This window comes from Novosphingobium sp. NDB2Meth1, from assembly GCF_900117425.1.
In the GTDB taxonomy this organism is placed as follows: Bacteria; Pseudomonadota; Alphaproteobacteria; order Sphingomonadales; family Sphingomonadaceae; genus Novosphingobium.
The window spans coordinates 76,776-95,274 of sequence record NZ_FPEH01000019.1 but is presented as its reverse complement, the minus strand read 5'-3'; the positions used below and the strand labels follow the sequence as shown (position 1 = coordinate 95,274).

The following is an 18,499-nucleotide window of genomic DNA, read 5'->3' as shown; positions in this document are numbered from 1 at the left end:
GGGTCGGTAACCGAGGGCGCCGGCAGACGCGCCGCGGTTGCCCTCGCCGGGCTCGCGAGAGGACTGTGTGATGAGCAAGGCAAGAGCATGCGTGCTGGTCGAACCCAACCGGGTCGAGACCTGGGATGTCGAGATCTACGATCCCGAACCCGGCGGAGCGCTGGTGCGCATCGTAGCGGGCGGCGTCTGCGGCAGCGACGTGCACATCATGTCGGGCGAGGCCGGTGTCATGCCGTTCCCGATCATTCTTGGCCATGAAGGGGTTGGCCGGATCGAGAAGCTCGGCGCGGGCGTGACGACCGACTATGCCGGGGTTGCGGTCAAGCCGGGTGACCTCGTCTACTGGGCGCCGATTGCGCTTTGCCATCGCTGCCACAGCTGCACCGTGCTTGATGAGACTCCCTGCGACAATTCGACCTTCTTCGAACATGCCGAAAAGCCCAACTGGGGCAGCTATGCCGATTACGCCTGGCTGCCCAATGGCCTTGCCTTCTTCCGGCTGCCTGATGGCGCCTCGGTCGAGGCGGTGATCGCGCTGGGCTGCGCGCTTCCCACCGCGCTGCGCGGGTTCGATCGCTGCGGGCCGGTGCGCATGGGCGATACCGTCGTGGTGCAGGGGGCGGGCCCGGTCGGCCTCTCTGCCATCCTTCTGGCGAAGCTTTCGGGCGCGCGGGAAGTGATCGCGGTCGACATGCATGAGAACCGCCTTGCAATCGCCCGCTCGCTCGGCGCGACGGCGACCGTATCGCTCAAGGACAGCCCGGAGGAACGCCGCCGGCAGATCTACGACCGGGTAGCGCCCAACGGGCCGGATATCGTGGTTGAAGCAGCCGGCGCCTTGCCCGCCTTCCCTGAAGGCGTCGACATCGCGGGCAATCATGGCCGCTACATCATCCTTGGCCTGTGGGGGGCTATCGGCACGCAGCCGATTTCCCCGCGCGACCTCACGATCAAGAACCTGACGATTGCGGGGGCGACCTTCGCCAAGCCCAAGCATTTCCATCAGGCCTTGCACCTCGCGGCGCGACTCAATGGCGAATACCCGCTGGCCGAAATCGTCAGCCACCGGTTCGGTGTCGCAGGGGCGCTGGAAGCGCTTGAGGCGACGGCCGCAGGTGCGGTGATCAAGGCCATCATCGATCCCGAAATCAGCTGACGCACGGAAGGACGTTCCATGACGCAAACCGCAATTGACGACAGTCGCGTGCGCGCGCCGCGCCCGCCGCACGTTCCAGAAGCCCTTGTCCGCGATATCGACATGTATGCGATCGACGGGATCGAGAACGGCTTCCATGAGGCATGGAAGGCATTGCAGACGGATGGCACGCCCGAACTGGCGTGGACTCCGCTAACCGGCGGCCACTGGGTCGCGACGCGCGGCGAGGTCATCAAGGAAATCTACAGCGACCCCTCGCGCTTCTCGAGCCAGGTGATCTTCCTGCCCAAGGAAGCGGGCGAAAAGTATGGCATGGTCCCGACGCGAATGGATCCGCCCGAGCACACGCCCTACCGCAAGCTGCTCGATACCGGGCTCAATCCTGCGCAGATTCGCAGGATGGAAGATCAGGTACGCCAGGCGGCGGCAGACCTGATCGCGCCGATGGTCGCGCGTGGACACTGCGATTTTGCCGCCGAGTACGCTAATGTCTTCCCGGTCAAGGTCTTCATGGCGATGGCGGACTTGCCGATGTCCGACGTACCCAAGCTCGCTGTTTTTGCGCAGGACATGACCCGGCCATCGGGCAATACGCCCGAAGAAATGGCTGCAACGCTCGATGCGGCCAACCGCGGTTTTGACGCCTATGTCGATCCGATCATTCGCGAACGGCGCGGGAAGGATGGCACCGATCTCATTTCGGTCATGGTCAACGGCACGATCAACGGCGAGCCCATGCCGCATGACAAGGCCGTCGGGCTGATTTCGCTGCTCCTGCTCGGCGGGCTCGATACGGTCGTCAATTTCCTTAGTTTCGCGATGATCTATCTCGCGCGGCATCCGGAAAAGGTTGCGGAGATCCGTGACGACGAACTGAAGCTGCGCCGCGGTGTCGAGGAATTGTTCCGCCGTTTCCCGGTCGTTTCAGACGCCCGCATGGTCGCCGCTGATCAGACCTATCGCGGCGTCGAACTCAAGCAGGGCGACATGATCCTGCTGCCGACGGCGCTCCACGGCCTCGATCCGGATGAAAACGAGGATCCCTGGAACCTCGATTGGGACCGCAAGGCTCCGCAGCACAGTACCTTTGCGGCTGGCCCGCACCGCTGCGCCGGGCTCCACCTCGCGCGGCTCGAGGCAACGGTCACGCTGCAGGAGTGGATCCGCCGGATTCCGGAGTTCAGCCTCGCACCCGGGGCGAACCCGATCTACCATTCGGGCATCGTCGCCGCGGTCGAGAATGTTCCGCTGATCTGGGATGCCGGCAAGGCCGGGTGATCATTCGGTGCCGCGGTGCTCCGGCACCGCGGCGGCGATATCGAGCGCTTGCAGGATGGCGCGGCGGCCGATGCCGAGCGCGATGGCATTCTTGAGGTGCACGCGAAAGCCGGGTCGAAAGCGATGGCTAGGCGTTACGTCGCAGGCGAGCGCGGCAAGTTCCTTTATCCGCGCGCGAACGGTGCCGCTGCGCCAGGGAATCGCACAGTAGTCAAAGAAGCCGACAAAGATGTCGGGAGAAAGGCGCAGCATTGCCTCGAGAAATCCGGGCAGCTCCTCAGTAACGCCCTTCCAGAAAGGATCATTGCCAACGTACCGGTCCCACAGTGACTGGCGCTCGGCATCGAGTGGCTGCGCGGCGTCTATCAGCCCTCGGGCTGCGGCCGCATCCAGCACTGGGGCGGCTGTAACCATCAGGGTGTGCACGCCAAGCCCGGAGGAAAGCGCGAGGATTTCCTGTACTTGCGCTATGGTCGCGCCCGCATCGAAAGCCTGAGCGATGGCGCGCTTGATCCCGGCGCGTTCGAGCGCGGTTACGGACGCGGTTACGGCGAGGGTTACGAGGGCAACGCCGAGCGCGTCGAGCGGCTCTCCCTCACCAAGCGACGCCGTCATGGTTTCCGCTTCTGCGCGCAGCTGCGCAATCGAAATAACTGTCATGAGAGGACTTTGCCCACTCCGTTTGAAACTGTCAACTTATGTGTTGACTGCGGTTTCCGCCTTGCCCATATCGGTTTGAAGAGTTGGAGAGTCGTGTCGTGCCATCGCTGGAAGAGCGCATCAGGATACTGGAGGACAGGGCAGCGATTCAGGATCTGGTCGCGGGCTACTTCCGTGCAGCCGACGATGATGACTACGCCGCGCTGGCGCAGTGTTTTACCCGATCAGCACGTTTTGAAGCCTCTGGCTTTGAGGATGCCGATGGCCGCGACGGGATTGTCGCGGTCCTGAAGGCGGCGCGCTCCGGCATGGGCCAGACCGTCCATACGCCGCACTATGTGCATATCCGGATTGACGGACCCGATGCGGCGGATGGCCTCGTCTGCGCTCATCTCGAACTGGGCCTCGGTGCGGCAACCTACTTCGGAGCGGTCCGCTACGTCGACCGCTACGAACGTGAGGAGGGCGAATGGCGGCTCGCAGTCCGCGCCATGAGGGTCGTGCACATGGCGCCCTGGTCTGCTGTGGAGGCCTCGTTGACGAGCGCGCTCAACGTGCGCTGGCCCGGTGCCGAGCCGCTGGCTTCCGATTTTCCAAGGCGGCGGGATGGTTGATCGGGTGGGCATGGTTTGCCCGGGATTTGCGGGTAGGAGCTGGAACTTAGGGCTCAACCCACTGAATGAAAAAGGAGAGATGTCGTGGATGTAGCAAGCGCCCTGGACCGGATCGTGGAGGAACGCGCGATCGAGCGGATCGTTTTCGACTACGCCTACTACCTCGACATGAACATGCCCGAGAAGATGATCGAGCTGTTCGTCGAAGATTGCGAAGTCAGCTATGCCCCGAATTTCGGCGCGACCGGGATCGAGGCCTATGCCAAGACGCTCGACGGGATCGGCACGTTCTTCCGCGCGACTTCGCACCATGTCTCCAACATCGTGATCGACTGGGTCAGTGACACCGAGGTGACGCTGCGCGCCGCCGTGCTCGCCATCCACCGCTACACCAAGGAACGCCCCGACGGCATTCTTTATGGCCAGTACCATGACGTCATCGTCAAGCGGGACGGGCAGTGGAAGTTCAAGCAGCGCATCCTCAAGACCACGATGGCGACGGACTATCACGTACGCGCCGCTAACCCCATCGGACGCGCCGAGTAACCACAATGGCGAGCGACTATGCCACGATCCGGATCGAGCACGAGGAAGCGCTCAGCTGGATCGTGCTCGATCGGCCTGAGGCGGCCAATGCCTTGTCGCCGCAGTTGCTCGACGAGTTTGCCGACGCACTCGGGAGGTTGAAGCACGAGGGCGGTCCGGTGATCGCCATACGCGGCGAGGGCAAGGGGTTCTGCTCCGGGATGGACCTTGGCAGCTATGGTGCAGGTGACAGCGGCCCCGCTGATCCGATGGCCGACCAAGCCCGCCTTCGCGCCAATGTCGAACGCTGGCTGCTGATGTGGGATCATCCCAAGCCGGTGATCGCTGCGGTTCACGGCTTCTGCCTGGCCGCTGCGGCGCAGATGTGCGTGTTCACCGATATCACCGTCGTTGCCGATGATGTGCGGATCGGCGAGCCGACCATTCCGATCGGCGGCGGTTTCATTGCGCCGACCTGGGTCAGCCTTGTCGGCCCGAAGCGCGCCAAGGAATTCGCGTTCGTGCCGGGCAACTGGATCGACGGGCCAACCGCCGTAACCTGGGGCTGGGCGAACCACTGCGTGCCCGCCGCGCAGCTCATTCCGGCGGTGCGCTCGCTGGCGCAGCGGATCGCCTTGACCCCGCCCGAGGTCCTGAGGCTCAAGAAGCTCTCGATCAACCGCGCCACCGAGGCGGCAGGGTTCAGGCAGGCCTTGTCCGGTATCGCTGAAATCGACGCGCTGCTGCACCTGGCACCGGCGGTTCTCGAGATCCGCCAGCGCATGAAGGAGCAGGGCCTCAAGGCCGTCATCCAGCAGTTCAAAGTCGCGCCGACGAGCCCGCTCGTCGCGCCGGAGGAGTAAACATGGCAGACGTCGAATTCACGATCGAGGGGCATGTCGCACATGTCCGCCTCAACCGCCCGCAGGGTCTCAACGCGATCACGCAGGAAATGGACGACCTCCTGCTGGACGCCTGGAACACGATCAACGCCGATCCGGATATCTGGTGCGCGATCCTTTCGGCAGAAGGCGAAAAGGGTTTCTGTATCGGAGCTGATGTTTCGGGCGGCGCGGAGCGCAAGACACGCATGGCGCTGGCCGGCGGATTGACCGGGATCGGTGGGCCGCTGGTCACGCTCAGGAAGCCGCTGATTGCGGCGGTGCAGGGCTTCTGTGTTGGCGGCGGCTTTGAGCTGGCGATGTGCGCGGATATCATTGTCGCTGCAGAAACCGCCCAGTTCGGGCTGCCTGAAACCAAGGTCGGCATCATCGGCGAATGCGGCGTCGTGCACCGCGCGATGCGGCAATTGCCCCACCATATCGCGATGGCGATGATCCTGACCGGCGAGCGGATCAAGGCCGATGTGGCCGCGCGCTTTGGCCTCGTCAACGAGGTCGTCCCGTTTGCCGATCTGGCAGCCACGGCGCATAAGTGGGCGGACAAGGTCACGGCGGCCTCGCCGCTCGCCAATCAGGCGGCAAAGGCCGCGGCGCTGGGTCGTCTCGGCTATCCGCTCGAAGTCGCGCTGATGACGCGCTTCGAGGAGATCGAGCAATATGCCGAAAGCCACGACAAGCGCGAGGGCGAACTGGCAGGGGCCGAGCGCCGCAAGCCGGTGTGGACCGGACGCTGACATGACCGGGGAAGGCACCACGGCAGCGGGCGAAACCGATACCCGGGTCGAGATTGATCCGGGCGACTTCCGCTCCGTGCTTGGTAACTATCCTACCGGCGTCTGCGTCATCACAGGGGTGAGCCATGATGGCGAGGCTGCTGGGCTGGTGGTCGGCAGCTTCACTTCGGTTTCGCTCGATCCGCCGCTGGTCGCCTTCTTCCCTGATCGCGGTTCGAGCAGCTGGCCGCTGGTGCGGGCCGGCGGCTATTTCTGTGTCAACGTGCTGGCGGACGATCAGATCGAGTTGTGCCGCCGGTTCGCCTCACGCGGGGGTGACAAGTTCGACGGTACCGCACACCGGTTGTCGCGGCGCGGCCTGCCGCTGCTCGACGGTGTCGTCGCGCATATCGAATGCGCCATTGCCGAAGAGATTGACGCCGGTGATCACACGATCGTGCTGGGCCGGGTCGAGACTCTGGCAGTCGAGCGCGCGGTGGGGCCCCTCCTGTTCTTCAAGGGTGCGTACGGCCGGTTCGCTGCCGCAAGCTGACGCCCCCGATGTCCGGAAATCTCCAGCATTATCCGCCCAATCCCGCTTACGGGACAGGGGTATACCGGCGGCGGATAACTTTCACCCGGAGGGCGAACGGGATCGATGTCGCGCTGCTCGACGACTATCACGACATGGGCGTCACCCTCATCGTCGATGGCCAAGTCATTACCGATGCCGCCGCCCGCATGGACCGCTTTCCCAAGACCAGCTGTCCAGGCGCAATTGCTGCATTGCGCACGCTGATCGGCCGACCGGCCACGGCGCTGGCGCTTTCCGCTGAGGACCGCGGCGGGCAGTGCACCCATCTTGTCGAACTGGCGCGGCTGGGCCTCAGCCGGCTTGTGCGGAATGAAGGCAGCGGTATCGTCGAAATTGCCCTCGCTGATCGGGATGGCATGGGCGAGCAGCGGCTGGCGCTGCATCAGGATGGCAAACCGGCACTGGCATGGGTGCTCCGTGACGAGACACTCGTCGAGCCGGCAGAGCATCGCGGGCAGGGCCTGTTCGGCGGGTTCATCCGCTGGGTTCACGCGTCTTTTCCTGCCGAAGAGGCAGACCTGTGGCGCATGGCCCAGATGGCCGTCTTCGTCGCGCGCGGGCGGGCTTATGTGGTCGACAGCCACAGCCCGCGCCGCGTTGCCGAGGAACCTTCGCGGTTCGGTGCGTGCTTCAGCTACAGCGGCGCATCGTTCGAAACCGCTTTCGACAACACGGGCTATGTTCGCGATTTCAGCGGCGGACTTCCTCCCATGCGGCACGCTGCCCCCGAACCCGCGAACCAAGGAGCCTGAGATGGCCGCGATTGCCTCCATCGACGAAATCATCGACGAAGCCCGCAATGGCAGGCCCTTCATTCTGGTCGACGCGGATGACCGCGAGAACGAAGGCGACATCATTGTCCCGGCGCAGTTTGCCACACCGGAACGGATCAACCAGATGGCAATCCATGCCCGCGGTCTGATCTGCCTTGCGATCACGGCGCAGCGCGCGCGGGATCTCGAACTGTCGCCCATGTCGAGTGACAACCGCTCGGGGCATGGAACTGCCTTCACCGTCTCGATCGAGGCGCGCGAAGGCGTGACGACAGGGATATCCGCATTTGACCGCGCCAGGACGATTTCGGTCGCGATCAATGCGCAATGTGGGCCGCGCGATCTGGTCTCGCCAGGCCACGTGTTCCCGCTGACCGCGCGTGACGGCGGCGTGCTGGTGCGCGCCGGACATACCGAGGCCGCGGTTGATATCGCCCGGCTTGCCGGGTTGGTTCCGGCCGGGGTGATCTGCGAGGTGATGAACCCGGACGGGACCATGGCGCGGCTGCCGGACCTTGTACCCTTTGCCGCCGAGCACGGCATGAAGATCGGCACGATCGCCGATCTCATCGCCTGGCGCCGGCGCACCGAGACGCTTGTCGAGCGGGTCGCCAGCGGACCGTTCGACAGCCACTACGGGGACAGCTTCACGATCCATGTGTACCGCGATCTGGTCGACCATGGCGAGCACGTGGCACTGGTGCGCGGTGCGATCACGCCCGAGGAGGACACGCTGGTCCGCGTCCACCAGTTCGACCTGACGGCGGACTTGTTGGGCTATCGCAATGCGCATCCGGACTATGTGCCCGCAGCGTTGCGCCAGCTTGCGCAGCATGACGGCCCGGCCGTCGCGGTCTTCGTCCAGGATCCGGACCGCGCGTCGATCTCGCGCCGGGTGCTGGGCGGCCGCGAGGAATATGCGCGCATTTCAAGCGAGCGAGACTATGGGATCGGGGCGCAGATCCTGAAGGACCTTGGCGTCGGGCGGATGGCACTGCTGACTTCGAGCAGCAGGAAGATGGCGGCACTGGAGGGATTTGGGCTTGAGATCGTCGATCGCAAAGCCATTGTCGGAGGCTGAAGCCATGAACCAATCGACCTTGTCAGCCAAGCGGGAGGTCGATAGGCCTCGGGGCATGGCAACCACGAGCAATATTTCGAAACGGCGGCAGTCGGCTCTCGAAGAGGGCAGCAACGATTATCTGGCAAAGCGGGCCGAACTCGTTGAAATTGCCGGCAGGCAGTTCAAGACGCACGGCTTCAAGGCAACGACACTTGCCGAAATCGGCCATAAGGCAGGCTTGGACAGGGCTACCGTCTATTACTACTTCGGCAGCAAGGAAGAGCTGTTTCGCGAATGTTTGCGGGTTGGGGTGGAAGCGAACATCGCGGCCTGCGAAGCGATCTTTGCCGACGATGCGCTGGAACCGAAGGAAAAGCTGCGCGCGGTCATCACCCAGCTCATGTCGGCCTACGACCAGTACTATCCGCATATGTACGTCTACATTCAGGAAGAAATGAGCCGGGTCACCAGCGAGAAAAGCGCCTGGGCGCAGCGCATCGTGGCCAAGACCCGCACGTTCGAGAAGATCGTCCTCAGCCTGATCAGCGAACTCATCGGCAAGGGCGAGATGCGCGACGATATCGCCGTCTCGGTGGCCGCGAATGCCGTATTCGGCATGCTGAACTGGACCCACCGTTGGTACCAGCCGGGCGGCGCGCATTCGGCGCCCGAAATCTCGAACGCCTTCTGCGAGATCTTCTTCAGCGGCATGGAGAAGCGCTGACTAGAGCCGCGCGCGCAGGGCCCGCTTGTCGACCTTGGTCGCGGACATCGGCCATTCGCCGTCGTTCATGAAGAACACCGCGCGCGGCACTTTGTAGCTCGCGATGCGTCCTTGGCAGAACGCGATGAGTTCCTCTTCACTGGCGGATTTGCCAGGGCGAAGCTCGACAAAGGCGATGGGAACTTCGTCCAGCCGCGGATCGGGTCGGCCAACCACTTCGGCCAGTTTCACCGCCGGGTGGCTGCACAAGTAGGCTTCCACCTCGATCGCCGCGACGTTTTCCCCGCCGACCTTGAGCATGTCCTTGGCGCGGCCATGAAAGGTCAGCTGCCCGTCCGCAGCGCGAGCGTAGAGATCGCCCGTGTGCAGCCAGCCCTCCGCATCGAGCGCTTCGGCCGTCTTTTCCGGCGAGCGGTAATAGCCGTCCATCACGCAGTAGCCCCGGACGAGAATTTCGCCCACGACATCGGCTGCGGCCTCCTCGCCGCTTTCGAGCTCGATGATCTTGACCGCAATGCCCGGTACGGGCTTGCCCTGACTGACGGCGCGCTGCTCGGGTGTTTCATCAGGCGCGCAAAGCGCAAAGATCCCGGCGGTTTCGGTCATGCCGCAGGCCTGCATGAATTCGGCCTCGGGAAAGGTTTGCTGGACGCGGTTCACCAGCGCGGGGGGCGCAATCAGCAAGACCTTGCGCCAGGCAGCAAGGCGGGCTGGATCGAACGCGGGATGATCGAGCAACGGTTGCAGGATGGCCGGGAACCAGGGCCAGGCGACGGATACATTTTCCCGCTCCATCAGATCGAGCGCGCGCCCGGCATCGAAGAACACGTCGGTCACATAGGTTCCGCCGGTGCCGATCACGCCGATGAACGGGGCGAGCGAGCCGATATGGAACAGCGGACCGCCGCCCCATGTCACGTCATGCTCGCGCGCGCGGAAGCGGCTGCTGGCGCGCTCCACCGGCCCGCGTGACACAGCTTCGTGGCAAAGCAGGCAACCCTTGGGATTGGCCGTGGTTCCGGACGTGTAGATGATGAAGGCCGTATCACGCAGGCGCGTGGCGCGGCGGACGGCATCCACCGCGCTGACGGGCACAGCCTGCGCTGCCGCAACGAAGTCGGTGCGGGAAATGAAGCCCGCGGGCGCATCGCCTTCGAGCACCACGACACCGCGCAGCAGGGGTGCTTCGGCGAGCGCAAGCGGCGCGCCGGGCGCACTTGTGCCAAGCGAGGGCAGGGCCTCTGCGAGCACAGACCGAAAATCGACAAAGCGTGTGTCGGCCGCCGTTGTCAGGATCACCGCGAGATCGGCGTTTTCGATAATGAAGCCAAGCTCCCGGCTCTTGTGGCGGGCATTGAGCGGCACTGCCACGCAATTGGCCAGCGCCGCGCCAAACAGGGCGGTGACGAGTTCGCGGCTGTTGTTGGCGAGAATGCCGACATGCGCGCGCGGGGCGAGGCCCAGCCCGATGATGCCCCGGGCGATCTCGATCGAGGCATCGCGCAGTTCGGCATAAGTCAGGGTCAGGTCTGGCATGACCAGCGCATGCCGGTCAGGATGGCGCGCTGCGCTGCGGATCAGCAGATCCGCCAGTGGCGCAACTTCGGACCACTCGCTGAATATCAAGGCGAAACTCTCCCCGTCATCGCTTGTCGCGGCCAAGAATGAAGCGCACGAGCGCGACTGTCAACGCTAATGTTGATTGATATCAGGCGAGTTCGAAGCCTTCGTAATCATGATAAGCCACCTGTTCGCACCGTTTGCGATATTCGGGGCCGCCGCCGACATGGACAAGCGTGCGGCGCACGACCGATCCATCTGGTTTCGTCGTCGTCTTGACCCACCAGGCATTGGCCTCGGCAAGCAGGGTGCGCGAAAAATCGCGGTAGATCGATTCCGTCCATTCGTCCTCGGCCGCCTGCGAAGGTTCAGCAAAGCTGAGGCCCTTGGCGGTAAGGTAAACCAGCATCTGCGTGACCCATTCGGCCTGCAGCCCGCCGCACACGCCGACATTGCAGAAGGCCGATCCGTTGTGCGGGCCGACCAGCGTATAGAAGTTCGGAAAGCCGCGTGCCTGTAGGCCGAGGAAGGTGGTCGGGCCATCGGCCCAGGCGTCCCTCAGTCGCTTGCCGTGCTTCCCGCGGATATCGATCCGGTCGAGCGAACCGGTCACCGCATCGAAGCCGGTCGCAAAGATGATCACGTCGAGTTCGTAAAATGCGTCGGCCGTGCGGATGCCGCTCGCGGTGATCTCCACGATCGGGGCCTCGCGGATATCGACGAGGTGGACGGTGTCCTTGTTGTAGGCCTCGTAGTAGTTGGTCTCCATCGGAACGCGCTTGCCGCCGAAGGGGTGATCGGTCGGGATCAACTTCTCGGCAGTGCGCTGGTCCTTGACCCGCTGGCGGATCTTGCCGGCAACGAAATCGGCAAGGAACTTGTTGGATTCCTTGTTGACCAGCAGATCGCGGAAGCCGCTCAGCCAGATGCCGTATCCGGGCTGATTGTAGAGATCCTCGAAGAAGGCTTCGCGCTCGTCCGCAGGGACGTCGATCGCCTTGCGATGGTCGCGGTGATAGGGGAACGCCGTGTCGGTGACCTTCACGTATTCCAGAATGTTGGGGTAGCGCTTGCGGATGACGGCCATCTCGTCCTTGCTGATGGGCGTGTTGCCCAGCGGCGTGCACCAGTTGGGCGAGCGCTGAAACACGAAGAGTTCGCCCGCGCTTTCCGCGACAATCGGGATGATCTGAACCCCCGTCGCACCGGTTCCGATGATCCCCACGCGCTTGCCGGTGAAATCGATGTCGCGCGGCAGGCCGTCCGCATCGACCGGCCAGCGCGACGAGTGGAAGGACCCGCCCTGGAACGCGTCGATGCCCTTGATGTCCGGCATTCTCGTGGCTGATAGCGGGCCCGTCGCCGATATCAGATGGCGGCAGCTGAGCACGTCGCCATTATCGAGCGTGACCCGCCAGACATTGCCCGCATCCTGATAGTGCGCGGCGACCACCTTGGTATTGAAACGATACAGCTTGCGGACGTCCATCGCATCGGCAGCCCGGTTGGCATAGCGCAGCATCTCCGGCTGCGAGGCGAAGCGCTCCTGCCATTCCCAATCCGGAATGATGCCCTTGAGCGCGAAGTAGCCGTAGGCGTAGCTTTCGGTATCGAGCCGGCACCCGGGGTAGCGGTTCCAATACCACGTGCCGCCGACATCGGCCCCCGCTTCGATCCCGCACACGGTGAGGCCGCTCTGCTCGAGCAGATGTGTCTGGTACATTCCGGTCACGCCGGCGCCGATCACTACGGCATCGAAATCGGGCACGAGTTCGCCAGTTATCATGAGGCACCTTCCGGATATTGCCGCCGGGCCACGCCGCCGGGTCAGTAATATACTCAAAGGAATATATATATTCTGTCAAGAATATTCTGAGCGGAAAGGCGCAAGTCACGGGCGTGCGGCGGGGGCCGCGCTGACCGTGTGCGAAAGACAAATGATTGATAATCAGGGAGTAAAGGCCACATCCGGTGGTCAAATGGCGCGCCAGCGAGGCGGCTGGTTCAGGCGGTGCTGTCGATGACGTAAGCCTCGGGATCGCGCACCCCGACCGTTCTGAGCGCGAGGCGGGCGAGTTCCTGCGCGACGGATTCGGCGTCCCAACGCCCTTCGGGGGTAAACCACGTGAATGCCCACGATGCCATGCCGCCAAGCGCCGAAGCCGCCAGCGAAGGATCCGCAATCTCGAACTGACCGCTCAGCGAGCCTTCCTTGAGCAGCGCGCGCAGCATCCGGTGAAAGTGCTGCTTCGAGGCGTCGATGGTCACGGCCTCTTCGGCCGGAAGGCTCTTGGCCTCCCGGAAATAGAGTGCCACTTCGCGGCGATGTTCGATCTGCAGCCGGACAAAATAGCGAATGATCTGCGCCAGGCGGGTCGCCGGCTCCCCCGCCAAGGTGGCGCTGAACGCAACCGTTTCATCGGCAGCAGTCGCACCGGCCTTGCAAACATGGACCAGCAGTTCGGCCTTGCTGCGAAAGCGCGAGTAGATGAACTGCTTCGTGACACCGAGCCCTTCGGCAATCGATTCCAGCGACGTCGCTTCATAGCCCTTCTCGAAGAACTGCCGCACGGCCTCCTCGAGAATGCGTCTGCGTTTGACCTCGTCAATCTCCGCCTTGATCGGGTTGATCTCAAGCGAAGCAGTCTGGTTTTTGCCCGGCATCGTGCTCATCGCTGGTGCTTATGCTGGCGCAGCTCACTCCCGAGCCATGCAATGGCAAGGGCTGCGCCTCATCAATCACTGCCGGGGATGTTGCTCAGGGTCAAACTATAAGGGAAACCATCATGGACCCGCCGGTCTCGAGTGATGCCCGGGGTCTCGAGCAATATTCATCCAATCCCGCGTCCCGCCGGATCCCGGGCCAACTGACGTCCCCCGTTCAGTCATTGCTTAGGGCGGGGGGCTTCACTAAGTCGCTCGCGGCATCTAGCCGATGCCGAACATTCTCCGACAGAACGAGGTCGCAATCCGGCGGGATTACTTTGCATCTGCCAGCCTGCTGGAAGCCGGTATCTAGGCCCAACTCTCTGGGGCATGGCCAAGGGACATTGGTGAGGCAGAACCGAGCCACGAAATTTCAGCTCCAATAACGGTCCTTGATCAGCCGTTTGTAGAGCTTCCCGTTGTCGAGCCGGGGCAGGGCGAGATCGAAATCAACCGAGCGCGGGCACTTCACATGCGCGAGCCGGGCCTTGCAAAACGCGATCAGTTCAGCCGCGAAATCAGGGGTAGCATTGGCCGGGTCAAGCGGCTGGATGACGGCTTTTACTTCCTCCCCGAAATCCGCATTGGGCACGCCGATCACGGCGGCATCGGCCACGCGCGGATGCGTGATGAGCAGGTTTTCGACTTCCTGCGGGTAGATGTTCACCCCGCCGGAAATGATCATGTAGCTCCTGCGGTCGGTCAGGAAGAGGTAGCCGTCCGCGTCGAGAAAGCCGACATCGCCGAGGGTGGACCAGGCCGGATGCAGCGGGTTGCGGCTGTCGCGCGTCTTGTCCGGATCGCCGAGGTACTGGAAATCCCAGCCCCCTTCGAAATACACCACGCCCTGTTCGCCGGCGGGCAGTTCCTCTCCGGCATCGCTGCAGATGTGGACCACGCCCCAGCTCGCCTTGCCGACCGAGCCGGGCTTCCTCAGCCATTCTTCCGGGGTGATCCGGGTCGAGCCGTTGCCTTCCGATCCGCCGTAGTATTCGTGGATGATCGGCCCCAACCACGCCATCATAGCCTGCTTGATCTCCACCGGGCAGGGCGCGGCGGCGTGGACGACCACTTTGAGCGAGCCAAGATCGTAGCGCGCGCGTACCTCGTCCGGCAGTTTGAGCAGGCGCACGAACATGGTCGGCACCATCTGCGTGGCGGTGACCCTGAAGCGCTCGATTGCGGCCAGCGCGGCTTCGGGATCGAACTTGGGCATCACCACCACAGTTCCGCCGAGCCGGTGGCAGCTGGTCGTATAGGCCAGTGGCGCAGTATGATAGAGCGGCGCAGGCGACAGATAGATCGTGTGCGGACCGGTGCCGTAGGCGGCGGCTGACAGCTCCGCGAGCATGTGGCTGGCGGTGACTTCACCCTGCGGCAGCGGCAGGCGGATGCCTTTGGGCCAGCCGGTGGTGCCGCTTGAATAGACCATGTGGAAGCCGGGTGCCTCGTCAGCAATCGTTTCGGACGGCTGTGCACCAAGCGCTTCGCGCCATTGCATGAGCGTCAGGACAGTGACGCCTTCACGCGCGGGCAGTTCTGCAAGGCCGCCGATCTCGGGCGAGACCACCAGCAGACGCGAGCCCGAGTTTTCGACGATGTAGTCCGCCTCGCCTGCGGTGAGCCCGGTGGCGATGGGCGTGATATAAAGCCCGGCGCGCTGCCCGGCCCAATAGACTTCGAACACTTCCGGGCAATTCGGCAGCCAGTATGCGATCGTATCGCCGCGCTTGATCCCGAGTGACCGCAACAGCTGCGCGCCGCGATTGGCGCGGTCCTCAAGCTCGCCATAAGTGAGCCCGGCGGAGCCGTCGCTCATCAGCACCGCTGGCTTGGCCGGATCGGCGAGGGCGTGCAGGCGGGGGTGGGTCATCGCGGTGCGCCCGTCAACGCAGCGTGTATTTCTTGGCCTTGTCCGCCATCAGCGCCGCGCGGTCGACCTGCGGCACGCCGACTGGATTGCCGATCTGCGGAAACTTGAGCGCGTTTGCCAGCGCGACCGAGCGCGGCAGGTCGAGGCTCGTCCAGATCGCCTTGATGCTGCCCTGGATCGCGGCGGGGGGCTTGGCTGCAATCTGAAGCGCCAGTTCGTGCGCCCGGCTCCACAGCGCATCGAGCGGGACCACTTCGCTGACGAGACCGATGGACTTGGCGTATTCGGCGCTCATCCGTTCATCATTGCCGAGCAGGACCATGCGCAGCACATCGGCGAGCGGCATCTTGTAGGTCATGCCGATCGGCTCGAGCGCGCTGGTCATCCCGTACGTCACGTGCGGATCGAAGAACGTTGCTTCTTCGGACGCGATGATGATGTCCGCCTCGTTCAGCCAGTAGAACGCTCCGCCCGCCGCCATGCCGTGCACCGCCGCGATCATCGGTTTCCAGCACTTGCGCGATTTGGGGCCGAGCAGATCGCCCGGATCTTCGCAGTGCCATATGTTGTCGAGATCGACCGCGGGCCGCTGGTCGCCGCCCGCGACGGCGCCTTTCACATCGACCCCGGTGCAGAAGGCCCGGCCTGGCGCCGCGCGCAAAACGCTGACATGGATATCATCGTTCCACGAAACTTCGTGCCAGACATGGGCAAATTCGTCCATCATCTGCCGGTTGAAGCTGTTCATGGCCTCGGGCCGGTTGATCGTGATCGTGGCGACGTGATCGGCCACTTCGAACAGGATGGTTTCGTAGCGCACGCTTGACTCTCCCGCCTGAGGCGTGTGATTGGCTGGTATGTGACCTAGTTATATAACTGAGAGGACCGATGGCAAGCGCAATCCCCTCTGACCTCAGGCAACAGGTAGAGCAAGGCACCGGCTGTGTCATTGCCGCCGAAGTTGCGCGGGGCGGCGGCGGCGCATCGCGGCAGGGGGCGGAAGTGACCCTCCGGGCGGCCAGCGGCGCCGAACAGCGCTGCTATCTGGCGTGGGATGCGCGTGCGGGCGATCCCTCGCGGCTGCCGTTCTTCGCGCGCGAGACCGCCATCCTGCGGGCGCTTTCGGGTCCGTTTGCGGCAAGCGGCATCAAGGCCGCGCCGTTGATCGGGAGCTATCCTTCGCACCTCGCTTTGCTGAGCGTGTTCGTTCCGGGCAATGACCGCTTTGCGATGGCCGAGAACAAGGCCGCGCTGGCCGCTGATTTCATGAGGCAACTCGCGGCGCTACATAGGTTCGACGCCGCGGACCCAGCCTTTGCTGAGCTGGGCGATGCGAGCGAGCCGCCATCACAGCGCATCGCTGCGAATCTTGCGCAGTGGCGGGAGACGAATCTGGCTTCAGGGGCCGATCCGATCCTGCAGATCGCGCTCGACTGGCTGGCGCGCCATGTGCCGGAAGATCGCGGTCCGGCGGTAGTGCTGCACGGCGATGCGGGGCCGGGCAACTTCCTGTTTGATGGCAACCGTGTTGCGGCGCTGATCGATTGGGAACTCACGCATCTCGGGGATCCGGCGGAGGATCTTGCGCAAATCTGGGTGCGTAGCCTGATTCAGCCTTTCGTGCCGATGCGCGATGTTCTTGAAGCCTATGCCGAGGCAAGTGGGTCTGTGCCCGATCTGGCCCGGATCAAGTATCATCGGCTCTATTTCCAGCTGAGCTTCAGCGTTGCTGGCGCTGCGGCGGCAGCTGCGGTTTCGGCAGTCGGCGCGAGCGGAACCGGGCTGCTGTACGGCACCATGCACCGGCGCGTCATCGTGCGCGCGGTGGCCGAACTGGCCGGGATCACGCTGACCGGTCCGCCCGTGCCGCAGATCGCGCCTGACTGGACCGATCGCTACTTCGCCGCCGCGCTTGAAGATCTCAAGGCCGATATTGTCCCTGCCGCTGCCAACCAGCGCGCGGCGGCCAAGGCCAAGGATCTCGCGCGGATGGTCAAGTTCTGGCGGCGCCGCGCGAGCCACGGTGCGGCGTTCGACGCGGCCGAGCTTGCCGAGATTCAGGCGCTTCTGCCTGGTGCGCCAAACGCTCTCGCCGCAGCTCGCACCGCGCTGGGCGAGGCGATTGCGGGAGGCAAGGCTGACTTCGCCGCGGCCCTGCAACTGTGCCACAACCGCGCGGCGCGCGAGACTTTCGTGATGGCGGACGCTTTGGGTGCACTCGCCACCACATGGTATGAGGATATCGGCTGAATGGACTTCGACCTTTCCGACGAACAGAAGATGCTGGCCGATCAGGCTCGCGGCCTGCTGGCCGAGCGCACCCCGTATGACCGGCTGCGCAAGCTGATCGACAGCGGGGCCGAATGGGACGAGCAACTGTGGCGCGAGCTTGGCGAAATGGGCTTTCTGGGCGCCAATATCCCGCAGGAATTCGGCGGGCTGGGCATGGCGGAGCTCGATCTTGGCGTGATCGCGCAAGAACTGGGCCGGGCCAATGCGGCTGTCCCGTTCTTTTCCTCGATCGTGCTCGCGGCCGATGCGATCCGGCTCGCCGGGAGTGCCGCGCAGAAGGCCGAATGGCTGCCCCGCCTCGCGAGCGGTGAAGTGATCGCCTGCTTTGCCAGCGCCGAGGGACCGGGGCCGCTGCTGGGGCAGGGGACCCAACTGACCGATGGCAAGCTCAGCGGTGCCAAGCATCCGGTCGCCGATGCCGGGATTGCGGCGCTCGCAGTGGTGCAAGTGGGTGATGGGCTGGCGCTCGTGAAGCTTGATCAGCCGGGCGTCACGCGAACCCGGCTCGACAGCTTTGATCAGCTGCGCGCGCACTACCGGATCGACTTTGCCGATGCCTTAGCCGAGCCCATGCCGGGCGCTGGCGTGCTTGCCACTCTGCTCGACCGGGCAGCGGTGCAGGCAGCCTTTGAGGCGGTGGGCGGATCGGAAGCCTGCCTTGCCATGGGGCGCGACTACACGATGGGCCGCACGATGTTCGGCCGCCCGCTTGCCGGCTATCAGGCGATCAAGCACAAGCTTGCGGATGTCGCGGTGGCGATCGAGCTGGCCAAGTCCAACGCCTATTTCGCCGGCTGGGCGGCAGAATGCTCGGCCGATGATCTGCCGGGGGCAGCGGCCTCAGCGCGGCTCACCGCGATCAAGGCCTTCGAAATGGCGGCGCGCGAGAACCTGCAGGTCCACGGCGGGATCGGCTACACTTTCGAGGCCAACTGCCACTTCTACTACCGACGCGAACGCATGCTGGCGGTGATTGTCGGCGGCCGGGGTTACTGGGCGGACCGCCTCCTCAACGCGCAGCCCGGCGCGCAAGGGCAAACCCATTCGACCGGAAAGGCTGCCTGA

18 protein-coding genes are annotated in these 18,499 nt (G+C 64.1%); 12 read left to right on the top strand and 6 right to left on the bottom strand.

Annotated elements, in window-relative coordinates; genetic code table 11:
* Positions 1-70: 70 nt before the first annotated feature.
* Positions 71-1,156: a zinc-binding dehydrogenase gene (locus tag NDB2M1_RS15155; protein ID WP_072383639.1), complete on the top strand. Its 1,086-nt coding sequence runs from the start codon at positions 71-73 to the stop codon at positions 1,154-1,156.
* Between the two features lie 18 nt (positions 1,157-1,174).
* On the top strand, positions 1,175-2,434 hold the full coding sequence (locus tag NDB2M1_RS15150; RefSeq protein ID WP_072383638.1) for a cytochrome P450: 1,260 nt from the start codon (positions 1,175-1,177) through the stop codon (positions 2,432-2,434).
* On the opposite strand, the gene NDB2M1_RS15145 is transcribed toward NDB2M1_RS15150, so the two are convergent.
* Positions 2,435-3,094, bottom strand: a complete 660-nt coding sequence (locus NDB2M1_RS15145) for a carboxymuconolactone decarboxylase family protein (RefSeq protein ID WP_072383636.1) — start codon at positions 3,092-3,094, stop codon at positions 2,435-2,437.
* Positions 3,095-3,192: 98 nt separating this feature from the next.
* On the opposite strand from NDB2M1_RS15145, the gene NDB2M1_RS15140 reads away from it, so the two are divergent.
* The 8 genes from NDB2M1_RS15140 to NDB2M1_RS15105 all read left to right on the top strand — a co-directional run bounded on the left by NDB2M1_RS15140 (position 3,193) and on the right by NDB2M1_RS15105 (position 9,003).
* Positions 3,193-3,708, top strand: coding sequence for a nuclear transport factor 2 family protein (locus tag NDB2M1_RS15140; RefSeq protein ID WP_083554888.1), 516 nt, complete (start codon positions 3,193-3,195; stop codon positions 3,706-3,708).
* Between the two features lie 84 nt (positions 3,709-3,792).
* Complete coding sequence (locus NDB2M1_RS15135) at positions 3,793-4,254, top strand: nuclear transport factor 2 family protein (protein ID WP_072383632.1); 462 nt, start codon at positions 3,793-3,795, stop codon at positions 4,252-4,254.
* Between the two features lie 5 nt (positions 4,255-4,259).
* The gene (locus NDB2M1_RS15130) at positions 4,260-5,096 is read left to right on the top strand and encodes an enoyl-CoA hydratase-related protein (protein WP_072383630.1); all 837 of its coding nucleotides are present in this window, start codon (positions 4,260-4,262) and stop codon (positions 5,094-5,096) included.
* Positions 5,097-5,098: 2 nt separating this feature from the next.
* Entirely contained in the window at positions 5,099-5,869 is a 771-nt protein-coding gene (locus tag NDB2M1_RS15125; protein WP_072383628.1) for an enoyl-CoA hydratase-related protein, read from the top strand.
* Position 5,870: 1 nt separating this feature from the next.
* Entirely contained in the window at positions 5,871-6,401 is a 531-nt protein-coding gene (locus tag NDB2M1_RS15120; protein WP_072383626.1) for a flavin reductase family protein, read from the top strand.
* Positions 6,402-6,409: 8 nt separating this feature from the next.
* The gene (locus NDB2M1_RS15115; RefSeq protein WP_083554887.1) at positions 6,410-7,195 is read left to right on the top strand and encodes a DUF2889 domain-containing protein; all 786 of its coding nucleotides are present in this window, start codon (positions 6,410-6,412) and stop codon (positions 7,193-7,195) included.
* Between the two features lies 1 nt (position 7,196).
* Positions 7,197-8,297 (top strand): 3,4-dihydroxy-2-butanone-4-phosphate synthase, encoded by a 1,101-nt coding sequence (gene ribB, locus NDB2M1_RS15110; RefSeq protein ID WP_072383622.1) that lies wholly within the window; start codon positions 7,197-7,199, stop codon positions 8,295-8,297.
* 4 nt (positions 8,298-8,301) lie between these two features.
* The gene (locus tag NDB2M1_RS15105; RefSeq protein WP_216234027.1) at positions 8,302-9,003 is read left to right on the top strand and encodes a TetR/AcrR family transcriptional regulator; all 702 of its coding nucleotides are present in this window, start codon (positions 8,302-8,304) and stop codon (positions 9,001-9,003) included.
* On the opposite strand, the gene NDB2M1_RS15100 is transcribed toward NDB2M1_RS15105, so the two are convergent.
* The 5 genes from NDB2M1_RS15100 to NDB2M1_RS15080 all read right to left on the bottom strand — a co-directional run bounded on the left by NDB2M1_RS15100 (position 9,004) and on the right by NDB2M1_RS15080 (position 15,962).
* Positions 9,004-10,665 carry a class I adenylate-forming enzyme family protein gene (locus NDB2M1_RS15100; protein WP_253185898.1) on the bottom strand — a complete coding sequence of 554 codons (1,662 nt, stop codon included), beginning with the start codon at positions 10,663-10,665 and terminating at the stop codon, positions 9,004-9,006. It lies immediately after the preceding gene.
* A gap of 46 nt (positions 10,666-10,711) precedes the next feature.
* Positions 10,712-12,349, bottom strand: a complete 1,638-nt coding sequence (locus NDB2M1_RS15095; RefSeq protein WP_072383616.1) for a flavin-containing monooxygenase — start codon at positions 12,347-12,349, stop codon at positions 10,712-10,714.
* Between the two features lie 218 nt (positions 12,350-12,567).
* Entirely contained in the window at positions 12,568-13,236 is a 669-nt protein-coding gene (locus NDB2M1_RS15090) for a TetR/AcrR family transcriptional regulator (protein WP_072383614.1), read from the bottom strand.
* A 406-nt stretch (positions 13,237-13,642) separates the two neighbouring features.
* Positions 13,643-15,142, bottom strand: coding sequence for an acyl-CoA synthetase (locus tag NDB2M1_RS15085; protein ID WP_072383612.1), 1,500 nt, complete (start codon positions 15,140-15,142; stop codon positions 13,643-13,645).
* A 13-nt stretch (positions 15,143-15,155) separates the two neighbouring features.
* Positions 15,156-15,962: an enoyl-CoA hydratase/isomerase family protein gene (locus NDB2M1_RS15080; RefSeq protein ID WP_072383610.1), complete on the bottom strand. Its 807-nt coding sequence runs from the start codon at positions 15,960-15,962 to the stop codon at positions 15,156-15,158.
* Between the two features lie 68 nt (positions 15,963-16,030).
* On the opposite strand from NDB2M1_RS15080, the gene NDB2M1_RS15075 reads away from it, so the two are divergent.
* Together NDB2M1_RS15075 and NDB2M1_RS15070 are read left to right on the top strand one after the other, a co-directional pair.
* A complete protein-coding gene (locus tag NDB2M1_RS15075; RefSeq protein WP_072383608.1) occupies positions 16,031-17,392 on the top strand; it encodes a phosphotransferase family protein in 1,362 nt (453 codons plus the stop codon).
* Positions 17,393-18,499, top strand: coding sequence for an acyl-CoA dehydrogenase family protein (locus tag NDB2M1_RS15070; RefSeq protein ID WP_072383606.1), 1,107 nt, complete (start codon positions 17,393-17,395; stop codon positions 18,497-18,499).